The sequence below is a fragment of the Kitasatospora sp. NPDC059795 genome (assembly GCF_042732175.1).
Classification (GTDB): domain Bacteria; phylum Actinomycetota; class Actinomycetes; order Streptomycetales; family Streptomycetaceae; genus Kitasatospora.
In genome coordinates this window covers 13,729-34,797 of record NZ_JBHWID010000033.1, presented here as the reverse complement: position 1 = coordinate 34,797, position 21,069 = coordinate 13,729, and the positions used below count along the sequence as shown (strand labels likewise).

Sequence of the window (21,069 nt, the reverse complement as noted above, 5' to 3'; positions counted from 1 at the left end):
TGTACGTACAGGACGTTGGTGCCCCAGCGCGGCGGCGTGAAGCTGTAGGCGGCGGTGCCGTCGGCGCCGGGCAGCAGGGCACCGCTCTGGTCGCAGGTCCAACCGGTCACCGGCGTGGAGTCGGTGCTGACCCGGAAGCAGGCGAGGCCCGAGGAGCCGGCGCCGGCGGGGGCCGGGTCGGTGCCGGTGACGGTGAACGACCCCTCGGTGCCGACCACCTTGCTCGGGTTGGGGGAGCCGGACGGCGGGAAGTCGGTGGAGCTGACGCTCACGGTCGGCGGGGTCTTGTCGACGCGGAAGTAGCAGGGGCCGGACGTCGGGGAGGCGAGCAGGTCGTCGCTGGCGTTGGCCGACCAGTGGTACTGGTGACCGTCGGCCAGCGCGGAGCCGGGCACGTTGACAAATCCGGATCCGTACGCCGGTGCCTTGGTGGACCAGGACCCGGAGTAGGTGTGGCTGGTGTCGTCCCAGACGGTGAAGGTGTCAGTGAGGTTCTGATTGGCCGGCGACCACTGGCTCAGGCCCAGCGTGAGGTTCTGGGCCGTGCCGATCCAACCGGGCTTGTTGGTGTCGAAGCAGTCGCCACCGGTCGGTTTGCCCTTTCCGTCGCTGTTGGCGAAGCCCGGGGCCGGGTTGCTGCGCGGCCACCACGAACTGGGCGTGATGTCGTAGTTGGTGGCGATGGAGACGTTGCTCCGGATGTGGTGGCGATAGGCCTTGTTGTTCTCGTCGCTGGGCGCGATGCCGACGGTCCAGTCGCCCCACTTCTGGGCCGCGGCCTGCTGCATCTGCCCGGTCACGTTGAAGGCGATCTGGCCGACCCCGGTGAGCGGCGAGGAGGAGTCCGCGACCTTTGTACAGCCGCCGAACGTGCCACCGCCGTTGCACGGCTGGTTGTTCCAGGTGGTGTTGGCGTCGATGGCCCCGGTCCAGTACAGGCCGAACGTGGTGCTGGTGCTCGGGGACGAGGCGTCGACGACGTTCACGAACATGGTGGAGTCGTAGACGGTCGGCGGGGCCGGGGCGCCGCTGGGCTGGGTGTAGATCTCGGGCGCGATCCCGATCCTGACGTAGGCGCGCTCACGGCCGTAGGAGGGGCAGGGATTGGGGCTGCTGTAGCCGCAGTAGCCGACACCGAGATCCTGGTCGGCGGTGCTGAAGTACTTCGAGTTGGGGAGGTACTCCTGCACCTGGGTCGAGGCGGTCTTGTAGCTGGCCGCACCGATGGCCGGGTCCAGATACCACGGGCCGGTGCCCTTGCCGAATGTGTCCTGGTCCGGTGTCATGTCGAGGCCGGAGCCGGTGGCCTTCACCGACATGGGGGCGACGACAGCGGTGTGGCCCGGGCCGGCCGCGCTCGACAGCATGCCGGGATCTGTCTGCTGGCCGACAGTCAGCGAACGCGGCGCGGCCGAGCCGTTGTCGGGGGAGGGGGCGACCGTGGAGTCCCACTGGAGCGGTGTAGGAGCCTGGAGGCGCGCCTTGCCCGCCGAGTCCTTGAAGCTGATGTTGCCGGCTGCGTCGGTCTCGACGCTCAGGCCGGTGGCGGAGATGGCGAAGTGCAGCGTCTTCAGCCGCGGGTCGGCGGCCGCTGTCGCGGTCTTGACCACGATCACGTCCCGCCATCCGCCGTTGCTGAGCGCACTGACCTGCAGGTCGACGTCCGGCAGCACGTTGGCGTAGGTGGCCGTGGCACCGTCGATCGACGGCGTGGGCAGCGTGAACGGGGCGGTGACGGCCAGCTTCTGACCGTCGGCGGTGGTGATCGTGGCGAGCGGACCGTCGCCGCCGCCCGACAGGGACAGCGAGTCCGGGGTGACCGCCGGGCTGAGAGTCTTGTCCGCGTTGCGGTGCAGAGTCGGGTCGAGATCGGCCCACTTGCCGGACCTTTTGGTGCGTACAGCAAGTGAGTTGTCGGTGGTGGTCAGTGTGCCGTTCGGATTCGCCACGGTTCGTGACGACTCGGTGGTCATTGGTTCCACTACGACCGGCTGCCCGGTGGACTTGGCCTGCGCGCGGGCGTCCGCGATTGCCTGCTGCTCCGGCGTCGTAGCCGGAACTTCATTGCCGGACGCCGTCGGCGTCGCGGACGGGGACGGCGAGGGGGAGGCGCTGGGAGTGGCCGCGCCGGCCGCCGGCATCCCGAGCAGTCCGAGGCCGAGAGCACCGGAGGCAACAAGTGCGATCAGGCGTGGCAGCTGCCCGGCCCTGGGGTCCGAGGACCGCGATCCACGCAGGTCGGAACTTCGGTTGGACATGAATCGTACTCGATTTCTATGGGTCGCCGACCGTGTGTACGGCTGTTATTCCCCGATGGTCTCCATGCATGGTTGAGAAGTGAAATACCAATATCGCCATATGTCTGAAATTTCCGCTTTGAGGTCCGGTAACGATCCCGTGACGGAAGCTCAACCTGTATCCAATATGGACGAACCGCTATCGAATGGACATGTTCTGACAGATGGTCAGGAAGTTTGATAACGATTGCACCTGCTAGGCGATTACCTACTTCCTCCCATGTCCATGACCTTTGCTGATCCATAAGATCTGCTCGATGTGCGCGTGAATGTGGAATTGCACATCTATGGGCAGTGAATCCGATTGGAGAACTCGAGTGGGACCATGGCGGGCCAGGACACCACTAGGACGATGGCTACGAGAACGGACACGATGGATCGGGCTCGTCGCGCTTCTGTCAGTGCTGATGACGCTTCTCACGGCTCCGTCGGCCGAAGCGTTGGCAGCGAACCAGGACCGCGGAAAGGAGCGGAAGCCCAAGGCTCAACTGGCTGACACGAAGCCGGTGAAGGGCACCGACCTGGTGCCCGCAAAGCCGAAGGGGCCGGCCTTCCCGGTGCCGAAGGACTGGCATCCCACCGCTGCCGCCACCCCGCCGAGCGGGAGTGCAGAGGTCACGATCGGCGCCGGTTCGGCGGAGGCGAAGGACGCCGCCGCCGCAACGGGCGGGGCAGCACGCGCCTCCGGCGGCCGGGGCCTGGTGCAGGCAGGTTCGCTGCCCGTGAAGGTGGCGTCCGCTGACGGAGAGTCGGTTGCCGCGCACAAGGTGAAGGTGGAGGTCGCCGATCAGGCGAAGGCCAAGGCCGCCGGCGCGACCGGCCCGATCGTCGCACTGACCGACTCCGCGGACGCCAAGAGCCCGGCAGGCCGGAAGGTGACCGTCGACATCGACCTCAACGCGTGGTCGGGACCACTCTGGGCGGACCGCGCCCGGCTGGTCGCACTGCCCGCCTGTGCGCTGACCACCCCCGACAAGCCCGAATGCCGCACCCAGACGCGGATCGACAGCAAGGTCGACGCTTCCTCCGGCCGTCTCAGCGCCGACGTCGCCCTGCCTGCCGGGAACGCCGCGCCCATGGTGCTGGCGACGCTGTCGGACTCCTCGGGACCCACCGGCTCGTACGCGGCGACCTCGCTGTCGACGTCGTCGGCGTGGAGCGCGGGCTCGAACATGGGCAACTTCACCTACTCGTACCCGATCCAGCTGCCCGCGGGCATCGCCGGCACGGTGCCGTCCGTGTCGCTGTCGTACGACTCGTCGTCCCTGGACGGCAAGACCTCTGCGTCCAACTCGCAGTCGTCGTGGCTGGGTGACGGCTGGAGCTACGAGCCGGGCTTCATCGAGCGGTCGTACAAGGGCTGTTCGAAGGACGGCATCGACGGCTCCGGCGACCTCTGCTGGGGCGGCCAGAACGGCTCCATCTCACTGGCCGGCCACTCCGGAGCCCTCGTCCGCGACGACGACAAGGGCGTTTGGCACCTGCAGGGCGACGACGGCACGAAGGTCGAGCTGCTGACGGGCGCCCCCAACGGCCTGTACAACGGGGAGTACTGGAAGGTCACCGTCGCCGACGGCACCCAGTACTGGTTCGGCCAGAACCACCTGCCGGGCGGCGACGGCACCGACCCGGCGTCGAACTCCGCCTGGGCCGAGCCGGTGTACTCGCCCAACAGCGGCGACCCCTGCTACAGCTCCGGAACCGGGAAGGGTTCCTGGTGCACCATGGGCTGGCGCTGGAACCTCGACTACATGGTGGACACCCACCAGAACCTGATCACCTACAGCTACGCCACCGAGACCAACAAGTACAGCCGCGGCGCCGGCCAGAACAGCGGCAACGGTGCGCTGACGTCGTACGTCCGCGGCGGCAACCTGTCGCAGATCGCCTACGGCCAGCGCCTGCCGGAGCAGGTCGCAGCCCACGGCACGCTCCAGCCCGCCGCCAAGGCGCTGTTCACCACCTTCGAGCGCTGCCTGCCGGAGGACAAGACGTTCGCCTGCGACCCCTCGCAGCGCACCTCGGCGAACGCCGCCAGGTGGCCGGACGTTCCGTTGGACCAGCTGTGCGACACCAGTTGCACCAACTCAGGGCCGTCCTTCTTCACCACCAAGCGCCTGACAGGGATCTCCACCCAGGTATTGGTCGGAACCGACTACCGAACGGTCGACACCTGGGAGCTGACCCACACCCTCAAGGACCCCGGTGACGGCACCAAAGCCGCGCTGTGGCTTGCGTCGATCAAGCGCACCGGCACCAACGGCCAGGAGAAGGCCGAGCTTCCGGCCGTCTCCTTCACCCCGCTCGAACTCGACAACCGCGTAGACGGCCTGGTTCCCGCTCAGCCGGCCTTCAAGCGCCCGCGAATCCAGCAGATCACCACCGAGACCGGTGGCAAGATCCTGGTGTACTACTCCACCCCGGAGTGTTCCCGGAAGAACAACCACATGCCGTCCGAGGACGGCAACAACATGGCGTGCATGCCCGTCAATTGGTACCTGCCCGGATCGTCCTCGCCGGACCCGGTGAAGGACTGGTTCAACAAGTACCTGGTCACCTCCGTCGAAGAGTCGGACGCCGTCACCGGTTGGGCCATGACCAAGACCACGGCCTACACCTACAACGGCGGCGCGGCCTGGCACCGCAACGACAGCGAGTGGACCGACCCGAAGACCCGGACCTGGGACAGCTTCCGCGGCTACCAGTCGGTGGACACCTTCCTCGGCAGCGGCAACGCCGGCGAGGCGCCCAAGACCCAGCAGCGGGTTACCTACCTGCGCGGCATGGACGGCGACGTGCTCGCCAACGGGACCAAGCGCAGCGTCAGCGTCGCCAGCCCGCTCGGCGGCAGCGTCACCGACAACGACTGGCTGGCCGGCTCGGCCATCGCCACCGAGGTCTACGACCAGGCCGGCGGCCAGGTCGTCGGCATGAGCGGCACCACCAGCAACGGCCAGCAGACCACCGCGACGCACAAGCAGACCGGCGGAATGCCCGACCTGGTCGCCCGCTACCCCGCCTCCGAAGTCACCTCGGTGGCCAAGAGCAAGCTGGCCGACGGCAGTTGGCGCACCACCACGACGGTCGCCACCAGCGACCCCGCGCACGCCAACCGCGAACTGCAGATCGACGACAAGGGCGACGGCACCGCCGCCACCCCCGAGATCTGCACCACCACCAGCTACGCCTCCAGCAGCGGCAACGCCGCCCTGGTGGCCCTGGTGAGCGAGAAGAAGGCCGTCGCCGGCCCCTGCGGCACGACGGCGAACGCCTCCAACACGCTCAGCGACACCCGTACCCTGTACGACTCCAAGCCGTTCGGCCAGGCCGGCACGCTCGCCGAGGCGACCGGCGCCCAGACACTCGACCACTACGACACCGCCGGCAAGCCGGTGTACATCAACACCGCCACCAGCAGCTTCGACGTGTACGGCCGCCCGGTGTCCAACACCGAGGGCGACGGCTCCACCTACGACGACGCCGGCAACCAGCTGTCCGGTCGCGACCCGACCGCGACCGCCGCCAAGTCCACCACCGCCTACACCCCGGCCACCGGGGCGATACCCACCCAGGTCTCCTCGACCGGCGCCATGGGCAGCGGCTGGACCTCCACCGCAACTACGGACCCCGGCCGCAACCTGCCGCTGGTCTCCACCGACTTCAACGGTCGCATTACGACGCAGCAGTACGACGGCCTGGGCCGCCTGACCGCCGTGTGGATCCCGGGCCGGGCGACCAACCTGTCCCCGAACAGCAAGTTCTCGTACGCGGTCAACGGCGTCACCACACCGTCGGTGGTCACCTCCCAGAGCCTCAACGACAGCCAGAACTACCTCACCAAGACGGAGCTGTACGACGGCCTGGGCAGGCTGCGGCAGACCCAGACCAACGCCCTGACCACCATGGCCGGCCGCTTCGTCACCGACACGCTGTACGACTCGCACGGCTGGGCCACCAAGGCATCCGCCGCGTACTACAACCCCGATGCGTCTCCCAACGGGACGGTTGTGGTTCCGAAGAACGACGCGGAGGTTCCGGCGCAAACCCGGAACACCTACGACGGCATGGGCCGGGCCACCAAGTCCGAGTTCGTCGCCTACGGGCAGCCCCAATGGGCGACCACCACGGCCTATCCCGGCGCGGACCGCGTCGATGTGACACCGCCTCAGGGAGGCACGCCGACCTCCACCGTCAGCAACGCGCGAGGCGGCACCGCAGCACTGTGGCAGTACCGCGGCACCACCGCGACCGGTGACGCCGCCGACGCGAACGTCACCACGTACACGTACACCCCGGCCGGCCAGCCCGCCTCGCGGACCGACAGCCAGGGCAACACCTGGACCTACGGCTACGACCTGCGCGGACGGCAGACCTCGGTCACCGATCCGGACACCGGCACCAGCCGCACCGCCTACGACGTCAACTCCCGGGTCGCCTCGACCACCGACGCCAAGGGCAGCACGCTGGCCTACAGCTACGACCTGCTGGGCCGCAAGACCGGCATGTACGCCGGCAGCGTCGCACCGGCCAACCAACTGGCGGGCTGGACCTACGACACCGTCAGCGGAGCCAAGGGCCGTCCTGCCTCCTCCACCCGATACGTGGGCGGCGCCGCCGGCAAGGCCTACACCACCGCGGTCACCGGATACGACACCAACTACCGGGTCGCCGGAAGCAGCGTCACCATCCCCTCCAGCGAAGGAGCGCTCGCCGGCACCTACACCACCACCAACGCCTACACCCCGATCCTCGGACTGCTGAACGAAACCGATCTGCCGGCCATGGGCGGACTGCCCGCCGAAGAGGTCGACTTCATCTACACCGACAACGGCCTCCTGTTGGCCTCCGCAGGCCTGAGCAGCCTCGTCGACAAGGTCGAGTACGACAAACTCGGCCGCCCGCTCCTGACCGTCCTGGGCGATTCTCCCACCCAGGTGTGGAGCACGCAGGTCTACGACGAGGCCACCGGACGCGTCGTCCAGTCGACCCTCGAACGCCAGAGCGGCGCCAAAGAGCTCGACGTCATCAACTACACCTACAACCCGGCCGGCCGCATCACCTCGGTGAGCGACGTCCAGAACGCCGCGGCGACCGACACCCAGTGCTTCACCTACGACTACCTGGGACGGCTCACCAACGCCTGGACCGACACCGGCGGCACCAAGACCGCCGCGATGCCGTCCGTCCCCGGAGTGGGCGGCTGCGTCAATGCAACCGGCCCTGCCATGACCGGTACACCGGCCAAGCCGAGCGTCGGCGGCCCCGCGCCGTACTGGCAGAGCTACGGCTACGACGCCACCGGCAACCGCACCTCCCTGGTGCAGCACGACGCCACCGGCGACACCGCCAAGGACGTCACCACCACCCAGACCTTCGGCGCGCCGAAGTCCGTCAACACCCCCACCACCGACCCGAACACCGGCGGAGGCACCGGCGGCCCGCACGGCCTGAAGTCCGCCTCCACCAAGTCGGCGTCCGGAACCGTCGCGACGTCCTACCAGTACGACGCGATCGGCAACACCACCTCGATCACCGACACCAGCGGCACCACCACGCTCGCCTGGAACGGCGAGGACAAACTCGAATCGATCACCAAGACCGGTGAGGCCCAGGGCACGTCCTACCTGTACGACGCGGACGGCAACCAGCTCATCCGCCGCAACCCCGGCAAGACCACGCTCAACCTCGGGTCCGACGAGCTGACCCTGGACACCGCCACCGGCAGCATGTCGGACGCCCGCTACTACAGCGCGCCCGGCGGCCTGACCATCACCCGCGTCACCGCGACCACCGGCGGCGGAACCCTGGTCTACCAGGCATCCGACCCACACGGCACCAGCAGCGTCCAGATCAACACCGACAAAGCCCAGTCCGTCGCCCGCCGGCCCGTCGACCCGTTCGGCAACCCCCGCGGCACCCAGCCCGCACCGGGCACCTGGTCCGGCGACAAGGGCTTCGTCGGCGGCACCCTCGACACCACAACCGGCCTCACCAACCTCGGAGCCCGCGAGTACGACCCCGTCCACGGACGGTTCATCAATCCCGACCCGCTCCTCGACGCAGCCAACCCCCAGCAATGGAACGGCTACGCCTACAGCGGCAACGACCCCGTCAACAGCTCCGACCCCTCCGGGCTGATGGCCAACAAGAACTCGGCCGACGGCGGACTTCTGACCGCGCCCAGCCACTGCGCCACCTACGACTGCGTCCAGCAAAGCAGCATGTGGGTCGCAGGGGGAACCCAGGACACCAGCACCAGCCAGGCCACCACACCCGGAAACGGCAACGGAAAGGGCAAGGGCAACGACCGAGGCACCAAGAAATGCGGCGGCGGCTGGTCAGGCCTGACCTGCCACATATCCAACGGCGCGAAGCGCGTCCAGAACTTCACCACCGACAATCCCACAGTCCGCGCGGCCGTAGTCATGGCCGTCGAAATCGGCGCCGGAACGCTCTGCTACGGCGGCGGCATCGCCGGAGCACTTCAAACTGGCGGCACGACCCTACTGGCAGCGGCCAGCGGATGTGCCGCAGCAGTCGGAGCGCTCGGATCCGCCGTCGACAACATGCTCGACGGCAACGCCGACCATTCCGTCGGAGGAATTCTCGAAGCCGAACTCACCGGTGCGGCAACGTCGATCGTGACCGAAGGCGGCGGCGCGCTTGCAGCCCCGTACCTCAAGAAGGCCGGGAACGAGGTACTCGAAAAGGTCGGAGGCTGGCTCAGCGGCGGCGGCAGCTGCAAGGGCCGAAACAGCTTCCCTGCCGGGACCATGGTCCTTCTGGCCGACGGAACTAGCAGGCCCATCGACCAACTGACCACACATGACACCGTCATCGCTACCGATCCCCAAACGGGCAACACAAAGCCTGAACCGGTCACTGCGACCATCATCGGCCACAACGACACCGACTTCACCGAACTCTCCCTCACCGCCCAGACCCAAACCGCGACGATCGTTTCCACACAGCACCACCCCTACTGGGACATCACTACCGACCGCTGGACCGATGCCGGCGATCTCAAGCCAGGGGACGAAGTCCTTTCCATCAATGACACGACCGCCACGGTCAAGGCGGTACGCACCTACCAGGCTGAACCGCGGAACGCCTACAACCTCACGGTCGCGGACCTCCACACGTACTATGTGCTGGCGGGCAACATGCCGGTGCTGGTTCATAACTCGACATGCATTCAGTTGGGGAACAATCTTGCTGCCGGAGAGGCTGCAAATCCGCTGATTGAGAGCCTCCAGCAAACGGGTGAGCTTCCGTCCAACTATGTGACCAAGGCTCAGGCTGCGGCGGCGGGCTGGAAGCCTGGAAAGGCGCTAGGGAACAGCATTCATGGTGGGCAGATAGGTGGCGATGTATTTGAGAATACGAACGGCGTTGTTCCCAGGGCTCCGGGTCGCACCTGGCAAGAAGCGGACTTGGGCCTCAATCCCATGATGTCGAGGGCGAAGCAGCCCGGCTGGCGTCTTCTCTATTCGAATGACGGTCTAGCGTATGTCACATCTGACCACTACGAGACCTCCTATCAGCTGCCGAACTGGAGGTAAGAGGGTGCGGGTCACCATCGATGGGGCGCTGATCCGATCCGAGTCGGACCTGCATGATGTTCTGGCAAGGAAGCTAGATTTCGGCCCATACTATGGGAGGAATCTCGATGCCTTGTGGGATCGTCTCTCCGCGGATGTGGAGCGTCCCGTTGAGCTCATCTGGGAAAACTCCGAGGCCAGCAAGACCCTCTTGGGGGTTGAAGTGTTTGAGAGGATTTCCTCGGTGTTGATCAGGGTCATGGATCAAGACGAGTCTTTCGGGCTAGATGAAAGATTCACGATGCGCTTTGAATAGCGGATAGCCGGGATGTAATTCGAAGAAGCCCCGCTGGAGGATGCTGATCCGGCGGGGCTTCTTGGCGTCTGACGGCAGTAGTTGACGGCAACGTCAGCGGACGGGTGCTGCACAAAGCGGTGGGTCGTCGCTGTCGTCGGGTTGGTGGTGGCCTCGGAGGGCTTGGCGAGGGTGCGGCCGAGGAGCTCGATGGCGTCGCGCTGGAGGTGGAGGCGGACGTGTGCGTAGACGGTGGCGGTGACGCCGATGTGGGCGTGGCCGAGGAGTTCCTTGATGACGACGAGTTCGACGCCCCGTTCCAGGAGGAGGGTCGTGGTCGAGTGCCGCAGGTCGTGGAAGCGGATCTGGCGGAGCTGGGCGCGGCGGAGGAGGGCATTGAAGTGGCGGGTGAGGGCGGCGGGTTCGATGGGGTGGCCGTCGGGCCGGGTGAAGACGTGGCCGCTGTTCACCCAGCCCCCGCCGGCCATCTTCTTCTCGTGGGTCTGCTGCTTCCGGTGGGCGCGGAGTGAGAGCAGGCAGGGGGCCGGGAAGGCGATGCGGCGTTCGGAGCTGACTGTCTTTGTGGGGAGGGCGGTCAGGCCGCCGGTGCGGGTGCGCTGGAGGGTGCGGCGGATGCTGGCCGCGCTGGCGTCCAGATCGAGGTCTTCCCAGCGCAGGCCGAGGAGTTCGCCCTTGCGGTGTCCGGTGCGGAGGGCGAGTTCGAACAGGGCGTGGAGGCGGTGGCCCTTGGCGGTGGTTAGTACTGCAACCGCATCTGGTGGGTCTGGCCTCGGCGTTTGTAGTGGGATCGGCGGGCTCGGGCCTGGCTGCGTCGTCGGAAGCGTGACCAGCGCAGGTGGTGCTCGTTGGTCTGGTGACGGGGCTTGACGAGGTGGCCCATGAGCCGGCGGATCTCCGGGACGCTCAGGGGTATGAGCTCGTGCTCGTCGTCGGTGTCGCCCCCTTTGTTGCTTCCTGGGCGCGGAGGGCGGTCAGGTAGGCCAGTGCCGCCATGGCCAGGGTGATGTGCCGGCACCAGGCCCGGTAAAGGCGGGCCTGGTAGTGGTCCAGGCCGCACTCGTTCTTCGCGACCTGGAACGATTCCTCGATGGCCCATCGCGCGGCGGCCACCTTGACCAGGTCTTTCAGGCGAGTGCCGACGGGGCCGTAGCAGACGTAGTAGGCGATCTCGGCGGGGTCCCTGAGCGACCTGCGGGCGAGGACCCAGCGGCCGAAGCCGTTCTCCCACACCGGGCGGATCGCGACCCGGGCCCAGTCGTAGATTCGCTCGCCATGAGCGCCCTGGCCGCCGGAGATGCGCTTCCAGGCCTGCCGGGCCAGTGAGGCGATCAGCTTGTCCACCCGGGCCCCGGTCCACTTCACGGTGATCACGGTGTCGTTGACCTTGGTGGCGAGTACGTGGGCGATGCGACGTTCCTCCAGCCAAAACCTGAGGTGCTTGACCTGGCCGTACGCCTCGTCCGCGGTGACCCAGGCGAACGGGATCCCGGCGTCGATCGCGCGCTGCAGCATCCACTTGAAGTGCTCGTTCTTCGTCGCGAACGGGACTTCGTCCCCGATGCCGGCGGCCCGACAGCGATCGCGGTCGTCGGCCCAGGACGCGGGCAGGTACAGTTCCCGGTCGATCAACGCCCGGCCCTTGGCGGAGGCGTAGGCCAGGAAGGTGCCGATCTGGCACTTCTCGGTGCGGCCGGCGGTGCCGGTGTATTGGCGCTGCACGCCGGCCGAGCGGGTGCCTTTCTTCAGGAAGCCGGTGTCGTCGCCGATCAGGATGCCGTCCTTGGCACCGATGGTCTCCACCACGAAGTCGCGTACGTCGTCACGGACCGCGTCCTCGTCCCACTCGGAGAGATTCAGCAGGCGCTGGACCCCGTCCGGACGGAGCTGCCCGACCTGCTCGGCCAGCGTCCAGCCGTTCTTCCGCTCCAACGGAGCGAGTAGCCCGGCCAGGTAGTCCAGCGCTCGTTCCCGGGGCTCCGACCTGCCGAAACGGTGGGCTAGACGGGGCATGGAACCCGGCTATCCCCTCAGCCCACGACTCGACCTGCTCGACCATCAGCTCATCAGCACACAGATACACCAACGAGCCCAACACCACATCCGTCACGCAGATGCGGTTGCAGTATTAGGAGGGTGCGGGCTTCGTCGGCGGTGAGGGGTTCGAAGCGGCGGGGGCGGGGGGTGCCGGTGCGGACGTTGCGGGCGACGTTGCGCGGGATCCCTTCCTCCCGGACGGCGTGCTCCAGGGCGGACTTGAGGACGGAGTGGATGTAGGCGAGGGTCAGCGGGGAGAGCCGCTTGCCGCAGCACGTACCGGTGGCGCAGCAGCGGGGCTGGTTCCGGGCGGCATCGAGGCCGCGTGCGCAGCACTGGCAGGTGGTGCGGAGCTGGTTGAGCCAGGTGCAGACATCCTTGGCCGAGAGCGTGGCGAGCTTCCTCTTGCCGAGGCCGGGGATGAGGTAGCGGTTCGTGCAGGCGGTGTAGCGGGTGTGGGTGTTTTCGCGGAGCTGGTGGACGGCGACGTTCTCCAGCCAGTAGGTCAGGTACGCCCCGAGGCCGCCCTGGGCGGAGACCACGGGACGCCGCGGTTGCTGGCGGCGATCTTCTCGGTGAGCTTGGCGAGGGCTTCCTTGCGGGTGGTGCCGTAGACGCGGACGCGCTTGCGGGTGTTGCCGGGGGCGAGGACGTAGCCGGCGGCTTCCCAGCGGCCGTCCTTGCGCTGGTAGACGGTGCCGTCGCCGTTGGCGCGGCTGCGGCGGGAGGCGGGGGTGTGGTCATCTGGCGGCTTCCTGTTCGAGTCGGGTGCGGATGAAGTCGGTGAGGGCGTGGGCAGGGATGCGGTGGGCGCGGCCGAGGGTGATGGAGGCGAGTTGAAGTGGCCCCGGAAGCCGAGCATGTGTGCCCACTTCCAGAGCTTGAGCTCGGCGAACTCCGGGCGCTTGCCCAGTTCCCAGCAGGTGCGGATCATCTGCCGTACGTGACGTTCGACGGCGAGGCGGGGCAGGGGTCGGGTCTGTCCGGTGCCGGCGCAGGCGGTGCACTGGAGCGGGGTTCCGCGGCCGGTCAGGGTCATGCCGCGTCCCTGGCAGGGGCGGCAGAACAGGGTGCGGTCGAGAGCACCGGATGAGTCGGCGGACCTTGTGGCGTACTTGGCCACGTAGGCGGCGACCGCGTGATCGGTCAGTTCGGCGTCGGTGCCGAAGGCGGCGATCTCGCGCACGTCGAGCTGTTTGCCCCAGGTGAGTTCGCGTTCCCCGACCGCGTCCGAGACGACGCTGACCGAGATGCGGGCGGCGGCGGCCCGGACGGCGTCGCTGAGCATGGTCGCGGTGGCGGACGGGGGCGGGGGCGGGGGCTGGATGCTGCCGAGATGCCTCATTTTATCTACCCAAAATATTCCGTCGCCGAGATGAGGCTGAGGGGCACGGGGCCTGGCACGTAGATCGCTCCGATGAGAGATAGGGGCAGGACCCTGCAACGGAGGATGGGTTCCATCGGTTCGTTTGATAGCGCGGAGCCCTCGGCCACGAACGACCGGGGGCTCCGCGCTGCGGCCAACTACAGGTCGGCATTGCTGTCGGGCGGCACCCGTTCGACCTCCAGCGGCGCCCGCTGGGCAGCCAGGTGCTCGATGTCAGCCTTGGCCCGGGCCAGCCGCTTCCGGGCCGTCAGCGCCGCACGCTCCGCCCTGCGGGCGGCCCGCTGCCGACGGCGCTCCTCTCGACGGGCAAGCCGCTCGGCGATCAGCGCCCTCCGGTCGGCTGACTCCGGCGGCCAGTACGCATCGAGCACCCACTTTACGCCGAGCGCGACGGCCAGCAGCACCAGCACCAGCAGCCAACCCCACCCAGGCACGCCGCTGGCGGCACCGGCAACAACTTCAATGATCTGCATGTCAACCTCTTGATGAGGAGACACGCGGTACGGCTACGCCGCGAGAACCAGAGCCCTCTGGCCCAGCCCTGCCCCGTGTCCCGATGAACGGACGGCGGAGAGGGCGGGCGCTTGCGGCCCCCGGGGAACCAAGGGGCCAGCTAGTCGATCGGTACCGCAGACGCTGACCCAGTTACGCGGTACGAAGTCCACCGAGAACGGCACCAGGCCAGGTACGGCGGCGACGAGCATGGACAGCAAGAAGGCATCCTGGATCGCCTTGACCTGCTCAAGAGTCAAGTCATCGACAAAGTCGCGGATCCAGAGTGCATCGATTGCTTCGTACGTCAGACCTATGGGATCTGGCCACCAACTTGCCTCAGCCTCGCTTTGACCTGTGCAACGAGGTTCGTCGATCAGGACGCGGTCGGCGGACAGCCCAGGAAGCGCCGCAAGAGGGCGGGGCCCCGAATGATCGTAGGAAGCTACGTCTGCGGCCGCCTCGGGGCCGGTCCAAATCTCCGCCGGTGCTAACCGAAGTTCTCCCCAGTCAATGACAGGGATGAAGTGCGACTTCCTGATGAGTTCATCGAGGGCAGCCTCAAGACCCGTCAGCTGAGACCGAGGTACCTCTCGGACACCGACTTCGAGTGCCCGGCTGAGTAGAGCCTCCTGCCACTCCTCCCGCATAGTGATCACCCCGGGGATGCCCAGGCCGAGAAGCTGGAGCATCGCAGAGGACTTGCCGGAGCCTGGCGGGCTTGCGATCTCGATGAGGTTATGGCTTCTGCCCCGCAGGGAGGGCTTTGCCGAGAGGAGCTGTCGTGGGGATGCGCCGGTTGCCGAATGGCTGATGAAGACCTCTGCGCTCACAAGCCCATCCTAAGCACTGAATTGACGTCATGTTAGCCCCGTCCTTCTGCACGCGGGGGCCCGTACCGGCGGCAGCCGGTCGCTCGACGGAGTGCGTATGAAGGAACCGATCAAGCACGTCGAGGATGATGGCCGCCCGTACTGCGCGCGGTGTGCGGAGCCGTGGCCATGCCCGAAGGTGCAGAAGTGGGAGCGGACGAAGGCCGCCCGCCCCGATTCAGAGGCTGACTACGGACCAGCCGTCGCGCGCCAAGGCGTCGAGGTGAGGGGTTGCGCGGTCTTCGTGGACAGCGAGTGCGAGCAGGTGTTTGGCGCGGGTGGCTGCGACGAAGGTCGTCATCGCGGCGTGCCGACCTGTGGCGTTGAGTCTGCCGACGGGAGCCTTGCCGGTGATCACGGGGAGCAGGCTGCCGAGATCGTGGCCCCTCCCTTGCTTGGTGGCACATTCGAGGACGAGGGTCGCGCAGTGCGTCTCGCCCTTCGCGCTCGCGACGGTGGCCGTGAGCATCGGCGGCAGAGCTCCCTCCGGAGCCGACGGCAGTGGTGTGTGGGCCAGCCAGAAGGTGCGAGTGGCGTCATCTACCTCGACGGGTGTTCCGACGGCCCTCTCCACCAGCTCCCCGAGGCGGTCGACGAAGTACTTCCAGCGGCTGGGGGTGTCGCAGTCGTTGTGCAGGGCCTTGACCACGAGGACTCGTAGTTGGTGATCTGGAGTGCCGGGTCTGCGATCGAGCTGGGGGAACGGCGGCAAGCTGTCCGGAAGGGTCGGGGTCGCGGTCGGCGCCTGCAACTCCCACAGGAGCGCGCGGACGGCTCCCCACAGAATGGTGGCCGCTGGGCCGACCTGGCCAGTGTGCAGCAGGACTGTCCTGGCACGCCGGTAGGCCTGCAGGAGCCGGCTCGGCTCCACGGCCGTCCCGGGCTCCGGCTGAGGCAGGTAGCAGCCGAGTGCGCGGGGAAAGAGGCGTGAGGTCCCAGGGCTCTCGCGAGCACCGATGACCTTCGGCGGGTATGCGGCGACGGCTTCGGGCGGCACCGTCTGCCGGACGAGCTCGTCGAAGGCGGGCAGGACTTGGGCGATGCTGTCCTTGGCGAAGGTGATGACGGCGAGAACGCTCGCGGGTCCGTGGCCGCGGATCTCCTGCGGGCGGTGAACCGCGAGCCTGCTCGCCACTCTCGCCGGTCCTGCGCCGAAGCGCAGGCTCACCGGGAGCTCCATCGCCCCCTCTTTTGGAAAGCTTCCCGCTGCAGGCCCGGCACCGTCCGTGCTGAGGATGCGCTGGTTGACGTCTCCCACGCACTGCATGACCGTGCCGTCCTTGAACACCGCTTCCAACAGGCGGCGCTGTTCCTCATTGGTGTCCTGCATCTCGTCGATCAGGACGAACGGGAACCGGGAGCGTAGGCCGGCGACCAGGCGGGGGTGCTGGTGCAAGTGCTGGGTGGCGATCGCGTACATGTCGGCGTAACGGAAGACACCGCGCTGGGAAAGGTGTTCCTTCAGTTGCATCAGCTGCTTGTAGCTGGCGGTGCCGCGATTGAGGCCGTTGACCTGGATCTGCAGTTCCGACTCGGCGGGGTCGAAGACGTACGTGGCCTCGGTGACCATTTCCAGCCCGTCAGCCCGTTGTCGTGTGAAGCCCTTCAGGGTCTTGAACCAGCCCAGGCTCAGAAGTCTGCGGGCTTGGGCGGCGAAGGCGTGGTCGTCGACGGCCCGAACGACGATGTTCCGCGAGCGCAGGGCCGGCAGTGCGAGGAAGGTGTGGACGAAGCTCTGGATCGTCCCGGCGAAGTTCGGGTAGTGCTCCAACCGCTTCGCCCGTCCGGTCAGTCGGCTCGCGATCTCCTGGGTGGCGGTGTTGGTGTGGGACAGCACGCAGATGCCCTGCCGGTTGGAGGGCCAGCCGTCCGCCACCAGGGCGAGTTTCAGGGCGACGAGCGTGGTCTTGCCGGAGCCGGGGGCCGCCTGCAGGTGCAGCGGGCCGCGGGCTTCCAGGAACGCGAACTGCTCGGCAGATGTCAGGGCAAGGCCCATGCTCCGGGCTTTGGCTTCGATGGTCTCGCGGTCCAGGGCACCAGGCGAGAGGGGGAGTGTCACAGCCGGGCGCTCCCGTGCAGGTAGTCGACCGCCTCCAGCAGGTAGCTCGGTAGGTCTTTCCGGCGGATGCCGGAGGTCTCCAGCAGTCGGGCGGCGTGCTGGGCCGCGATCGGCTTACTGGTGCCCCCCACGCGCAGCGGACGGTAGATCCTTAGCGCGCACTCCTCCAGCGAGAGGCCATCGTCCTCCCGCCACTTCTTCACCTCCAAAGCTGCGATCTCCTCGATCCCCACGAGGTCCTCCGCCTTCGGCCACTTGGAGCTCTTGGCCGCGCTGATCGCCTGGTGCATCAACGTCGCCATCGGCCACGAGGCCCGCGCCAGGTCGTATTCGAGGGTCCACCAGTTCGACACGAAGGTCCGCACGGCCCCGCCGTCGCGTTCCTGCTTCTTGATGACGTGTTCATCCCGTTCCGTCGCGGTGAGGCTGCTCCATCGTGTGAGCTTCTTGGCCATTTCCTCGTCGGCCCCGTCGGGGGCCAGGTCCATGTCCGTGATGCAGGCCACCCGTACCGGTGGCAGGGCGGAGTTCGTGCGCTGGAAGATCCGGGAGTAGCGGAACAGGCCGGTGCTGCCGACGTTCACGATGCTGACGCCGTTCTCGGCGAACGAGTGGCCGGCGACGCGGGCGAGTGCGGGAAGGAGCAGGACCTCCGCGTCGCCCTCGACCATGGCGACGGCCCGGGCGAAGAAGAGGTTCGCCTTGGTGGCGTCCAGGAACCGGGTGAGAAACGCGTAGTCCGAGGCGTCGAGTTGGGTGCACTCCGGCCGCAGCGGGAACGTCCGTCCGCGGGCCACGAGGGTCAGGTGCTCCACCGGCACGCTGGAGGCGATGTGCGGGCTGTGCGTGGTGGCGATGATCTGGACGGGGGACTCGCCCCGGCTGCGGTCCTGGAGCAGGTCGACGACCCGGGTCTGCAGCTGCGGGTGCATGTGGGCCTCTGGCTCCTCGATGAGGAGGATGGGGGAGGTGCTCTCCCGGCCGAGCAGGAGGAGTTCGGCGGCCATGAACAGAGCGTTGTTGTAACCGAGGCCGTGGCGGGTCGACTCGGTGAGTCCCGGGTTGGGCGCGAAGGCAAGTTCCAAGCGCTCCAGGACGCTCTGGAGTGATGCGGTCGCGGCGATGCTGATCGCGCCGGCGAGGGTGTCCTGGCCGATGGTGAATCTGTTCAGGTACCCGCTGTTGAGTTCGTCCCGGGCTTTCTGCACCAGGGAGTTGGTGTTGATGTGGTGGTCGGCGCGCTGCAGGATGCCCACCAGAGTGCCGGCGCTGTCCTTGGCGGAGTCGAAGTCGTCCTCCCGCTGCTCGTGCATGCCGGGGTACTGGGTGAGGATCTGCGACAGTCGGGAGTTGCGGCCGGCCCGCATCTCCCCTTCGGCGTCGCGCAGCGGCCGCAGGTACGTCGCGCGCAGACGCTCGCGGGCTTCGCCGTCGAGTACGGTCTCGCCCGCCCGTACCCTGACGGACATGCGGTGGGGCACGTCCGGGTCGAACGGCTCCGCCCGCAGGGTCACGGTCAGCCTGGGGGCATCTCCTGGAAGCGAGGTCAGGAACTCGCTGAAGGAGCCGAGTTCCTGGTCGTCGAGGCCTTCGAACGTGCAGCTGATCTGCAGGTAGCTGGCTCTGCCACCGACACCGCAGTGAAGGTCGTCCGCTGTGATGCGGGTGAAGTCGGCGCTCGACGTCAGGCACAGCCGGATCGCGTCGACCACGGCACTCTTGCCGCTGTCGTTCTCCCCGACCAAGACCGTCAAACCAGGCTCAAGAACGAGGTCCAGGGCCGACCCGGGATCCGAGTCGGTGGCAGACTCGCCGAAGATACGGAAGTTCTCGGCCTGCACGCGCGCCAGATACATGAACCCCTCAAGTGCCTTCTGGCTGCCGCAGGCAGCCGCCACCCCACGTACTGGCACGCTAGGGCGGCCGCGCCCAGCGGCGCAACGAAGTAACCATGATGAGACGCGGCCGACCAACCGGGCCCCCGGCCTGCCTGCCGAGTACAGCGAGCGGCCGCCTCTCCTCCGCACCGTCGAAGACACGCTGCCCCCACGCGGGCGAAGGTCAATCCTGAGCAGGGCATGCCGACCATCGGGTGACGAACCATCATCCACTGTGCACGAAGCGGTAGCTGTACGGCATGATCACTTCCTCCCGGTGGCGCCGCGGCGCCACTGCTCTCGCCGCTCTCGCCGTCGCCCTGATCCCCGCCGCGGCCCCGGCGTCCGCAGCCCCAATCTCGGCCGCGCCGCCCACCGCGTCCGTGCCCGTTGCCAGCTTCCCGCACCGGCAGCTTCCGGAGCCCCCTTCGGCGGACCAGGTCCGCATGGAGCTTGATGAGCTGGTGGTCGAGGCGCCACACAGCATGGACGGCTACTCGCGGGCCAAGTTCCCCCACTGGGCGATCCAGTGGGGGATGTGCGACACCCGGGAAGTGGTCCTCGCCCGCGACGGTGCCGACGTGGTGCAGGACGAGCAGTGCCGGGCGATCGCGGGGACGTGGGTGAGCGTCTACGACGACAAGGTCCTCACTGCTGCTTCGCAGGTCGACATCGATCACATGGTGCCGCTCGCGGTGGCCTGGCGCTCGGGCGCGGACGGATGGGACACGGCCAAGCGCAAGGCGTTCGCCAACGACTTGGAGCACTCGCAGCTGGTCGCAGTCTCTGCGGCGTCCAACCGCAGCAAGGCCGACAAGAGCCCGGACGCGTGGCGCCCGCCGGCCCTCGGGTACTGGTGCACGTACTCCCGTGCGTGGACGGACATCAAGCACGTCTACGGGCTGAGCGTCACCGAGCCAGAGAAAGCGGCGCTGGTCGAGATGCTGGACACCTGCGCGTAGTAACGGCCAGTTGGCCCTTCGCAGGTACTGCGAGGGGCTGTTGACCACTGGACGAAGCTGCCACCGCCCCTTGCCTTCCGGCTCCTGCGGTGAACCGTAGCTGGGCGAGCAACGGGCCAGCGGGCACCCGCGGACTGGGAGTCAGCGCCCGCTTCCACTGCGCGGAGCAGGCACCCTCGGCAGCAGGTCCCACAGCGGCCGACCGCTGGACGCCCATCGCCCCAACACCTCGCGGTCAACCAGTAGCACACCCTGCTGGCGCCCCCACTCGATCGACTTCTGCGAGAAGCGCCCGTTGGTCACCACCACCGGCACCTGCGCCCGGTGCACCCGTTGATACGTCCCCAACAAGCTGTACAGCACCCCCACGGATACCGGCTAACCGTTCAACGGGTCCTGCTTGTGCTTGCACTGCAGCGCCCAGCGACGACCCATCGGGTCATCCGCCAGCACGTCCACGCTCTGGTCATTGCTCTGCCCGACCTTCTCCGCCCGGTAACCGTCACGGCGCAAAAGGTCCCGCACTGCGAACTCGAAAGCGTCCGGCTTCAACGAGTCCAACCCGCTCGGGCCGGTCAGCACCATCCGCAGCCGACTCATCCGCTGCCGATCGGCCTGCTCTTGCACCTGCCGCTGCCAGGCCACCACCGCCACCACACCCGCCGCGGCCAACACCAACAGCACCACCACCCACCAGTGCGCCGCCAGCCCACCTCAGCAATGCCATCAACAAGCTGATCCCCACGAACAACCCGATGACGGGCAGCACCCACTCCCCGTCGCCGCCGCCCCGCCTGGCTGGCCTCCTGCGCGTGCTCAACCGCGCCCCCTCCCCTTGCACTCGCACACACCTGTGGGCGTTCATCACAGCAGCGACGCCTGACGGCACATCAGCCGCGCACGGAAGCACACCACCTCCGCACCGTGTAGACCCGGGGGCTGACGAAGGCCACCACCCAGCCCCGTACCTGGGCCTTCGCCTAGGCTTCCGACTTGGCCACGGGAAGCGGCCTTTCCGCATTGACGCGGGTGGTGGCGTGGAGGCTGGAGTTGTCGATGAGGTCGATCAACCGCTCCACACCTTCCTCCCGATACCCCTCCACTCCGGCTAGGGCCCGGGCTGCGTTCACGCGGGCGCCGTTGTCGTCAAAGCTGGGGTTGTCGGCGAAGTCGATCAACCGGTCGGCACCCGCCTTCCGGTACCCCTCTACTTCGGTCAGGGCCCGGGCTGA

10 protein-coding genes and 5 pseudogenes are annotated in these 21,069 nt (G+C 67.6%); 3 read left to right on the top strand and 12 right to left on the bottom strand.

All coding sequences use genetic code 11. The features are described from left to right. Positions 1-1,973: pseudogene (locus tag ACFV4P_RS34830) on the bottom strand (hypothetical protein); the annotation flags it as partial. A gap of 830 nt (positions 1,974-2,803) precedes the next feature. Here ACFV4P_RS34830 and ACFV4P_RS34825 point away from each other — a divergent pair. Then, on the top strand, positions 2,804-9,859 hold the full coding sequence (locus ACFV4P_RS34825) for a polymorphic toxin-type HINT domain-containing protein (protein WP_380477501.1): 7,056 nt from the start codon (positions 2,804-2,806) through the stop codon (positions 9,857-9,859). After that, complete coding sequence (locus ACFV4P_RS34820) at positions 9,807-10,154, top strand: barstar family protein (protein ID WP_380477500.1); 348 nt, start codon at positions 9,807-9,809, stop codon at positions 10,152-10,154. The genes ACFV4P_RS34825 and ACFV4P_RS34820 overlap by 53 nt, the downstream gene beginning before the upstream one ends. Here ACFV4P_RS34820 and ACFV4P_RS34815 read toward each other — a convergent pair. The 9 genes and pseudogenes from ACFV4P_RS34815 to ACFV4P_RS34775 form a co-directional block, all read right to left on the bottom strand. Then, the gene (locus tag ACFV4P_RS34815) at positions 10,103-10,861 is read right to left on the bottom strand and encodes a site-specific integrase (protein ID WP_380477503.1); all 759 of its coding nucleotides are present in this window, start codon (positions 10,859-10,861) and stop codon (positions 10,103-10,105) included. The genes ACFV4P_RS34820 and ACFV4P_RS34815 overlap by 52 nt on opposite strands. A gap of 196 nt (positions 10,862-11,057) precedes the next feature. Further along, a pseudogene (locus ACFV4P_RS34810) lies at positions 11,058-12,210 on the bottom strand (IS701 family transposase). 70 nt (positions 12,211-12,280) lie between these two features. Further along, positions 12,281-12,924 (bottom strand): annotated as a pseudogene (locus tag ACFV4P_RS34805) (site-specific integrase); the annotation flags it as partial. 4 nt (positions 12,925-12,928) lie between these two features. Next, positions 12,929-13,027 (bottom strand): annotated as a pseudogene (locus ACFV4P_RS34800) (DNA-binding protein); the annotation flags it as partial. Between the two features lie 56 nt (positions 13,028-13,083). Continuing rightward, positions 13,084-13,476: pseudogene (locus ACFV4P_RS34795) on the bottom strand (replication initiator); the annotation flags it as partial. A gap of 236 nt (positions 13,477-13,712) precedes the next feature. Then, a complete protein-coding gene (locus tag ACFV4P_RS34790) occupies positions 13,713-14,048 on the bottom strand; it encodes a hypothetical protein (RefSeq protein WP_380477499.1) in 336 nt (111 codons plus the stop codon). Between the two features lie 33 nt (positions 14,049-14,081). Continuing rightward, entirely contained in the window at positions 14,082-14,900 is an 819-nt protein-coding gene (locus tag ACFV4P_RS34785) for a hypothetical protein (RefSeq protein ID WP_380477498.1), read from the bottom strand. A gap of 217 nt (positions 14,901-15,117) precedes the next feature. Continuing rightward, on the bottom strand, positions 15,118-16,998 hold the full coding sequence (locus tag ACFV4P_RS34780; RefSeq protein ID WP_380477497.1) for a UvrD-helicase domain-containing protein: 1,881 nt from the start codon (positions 16,996-16,998) through the stop codon (positions 15,118-15,120). Continuing rightward, positions 16,995-18,854, bottom strand: a complete 1,860-nt coding sequence (locus tag ACFV4P_RS34775) for an ATP-dependent endonuclease (RefSeq protein ID WP_380477496.1) — start codon at positions 18,852-18,854, stop codon at positions 16,995-16,997. The genes ACFV4P_RS34780 and ACFV4P_RS34775 overlap by 4 nt, the downstream gene beginning before the upstream one ends. A 467-nt stretch (positions 18,855-19,321) precedes the next feature. On the opposite strand from ACFV4P_RS34775, the gene ACFV4P_RS34770 reads away from it, so the two are divergent. Then, positions 19,322-19,837 carry an HNH endonuclease family protein gene (locus ACFV4P_RS34770; RefSeq protein ID WP_380477495.1) on the top strand — a complete coding sequence of 172 codons (516 nt, stop codon included), beginning with the start codon at positions 19,322-19,324 and terminating at the stop codon, positions 19,835-19,837. Positions 19,838-20,215: 378 nt separating this feature from the next. On the opposite strand, the gene ACFV4P_RS34765 is transcribed toward ACFV4P_RS34770, so the two are convergent. Both ACFV4P_RS34765 and ACFV4P_RS34760 read right to left on the bottom strand, forming a co-directional pair. After that, positions 20,216-20,527 carry a restriction endonuclease gene (locus ACFV4P_RS34765; RefSeq protein WP_380477494.1) on the bottom strand — a complete coding sequence of 104 codons (312 nt, stop codon included), beginning with the start codon at positions 20,525-20,527 and terminating at the stop codon, positions 20,216-20,218. A 290-nt stretch (positions 20,528-20,817) separates the two neighbouring features. Then, positions 20,818-21,069, bottom strand: a 252-nt coding sequence (locus tag ACFV4P_RS34760) for a hypothetical protein (RefSeq protein WP_380477493.1), incomplete at its 5' end; no start/stop codon positions are given.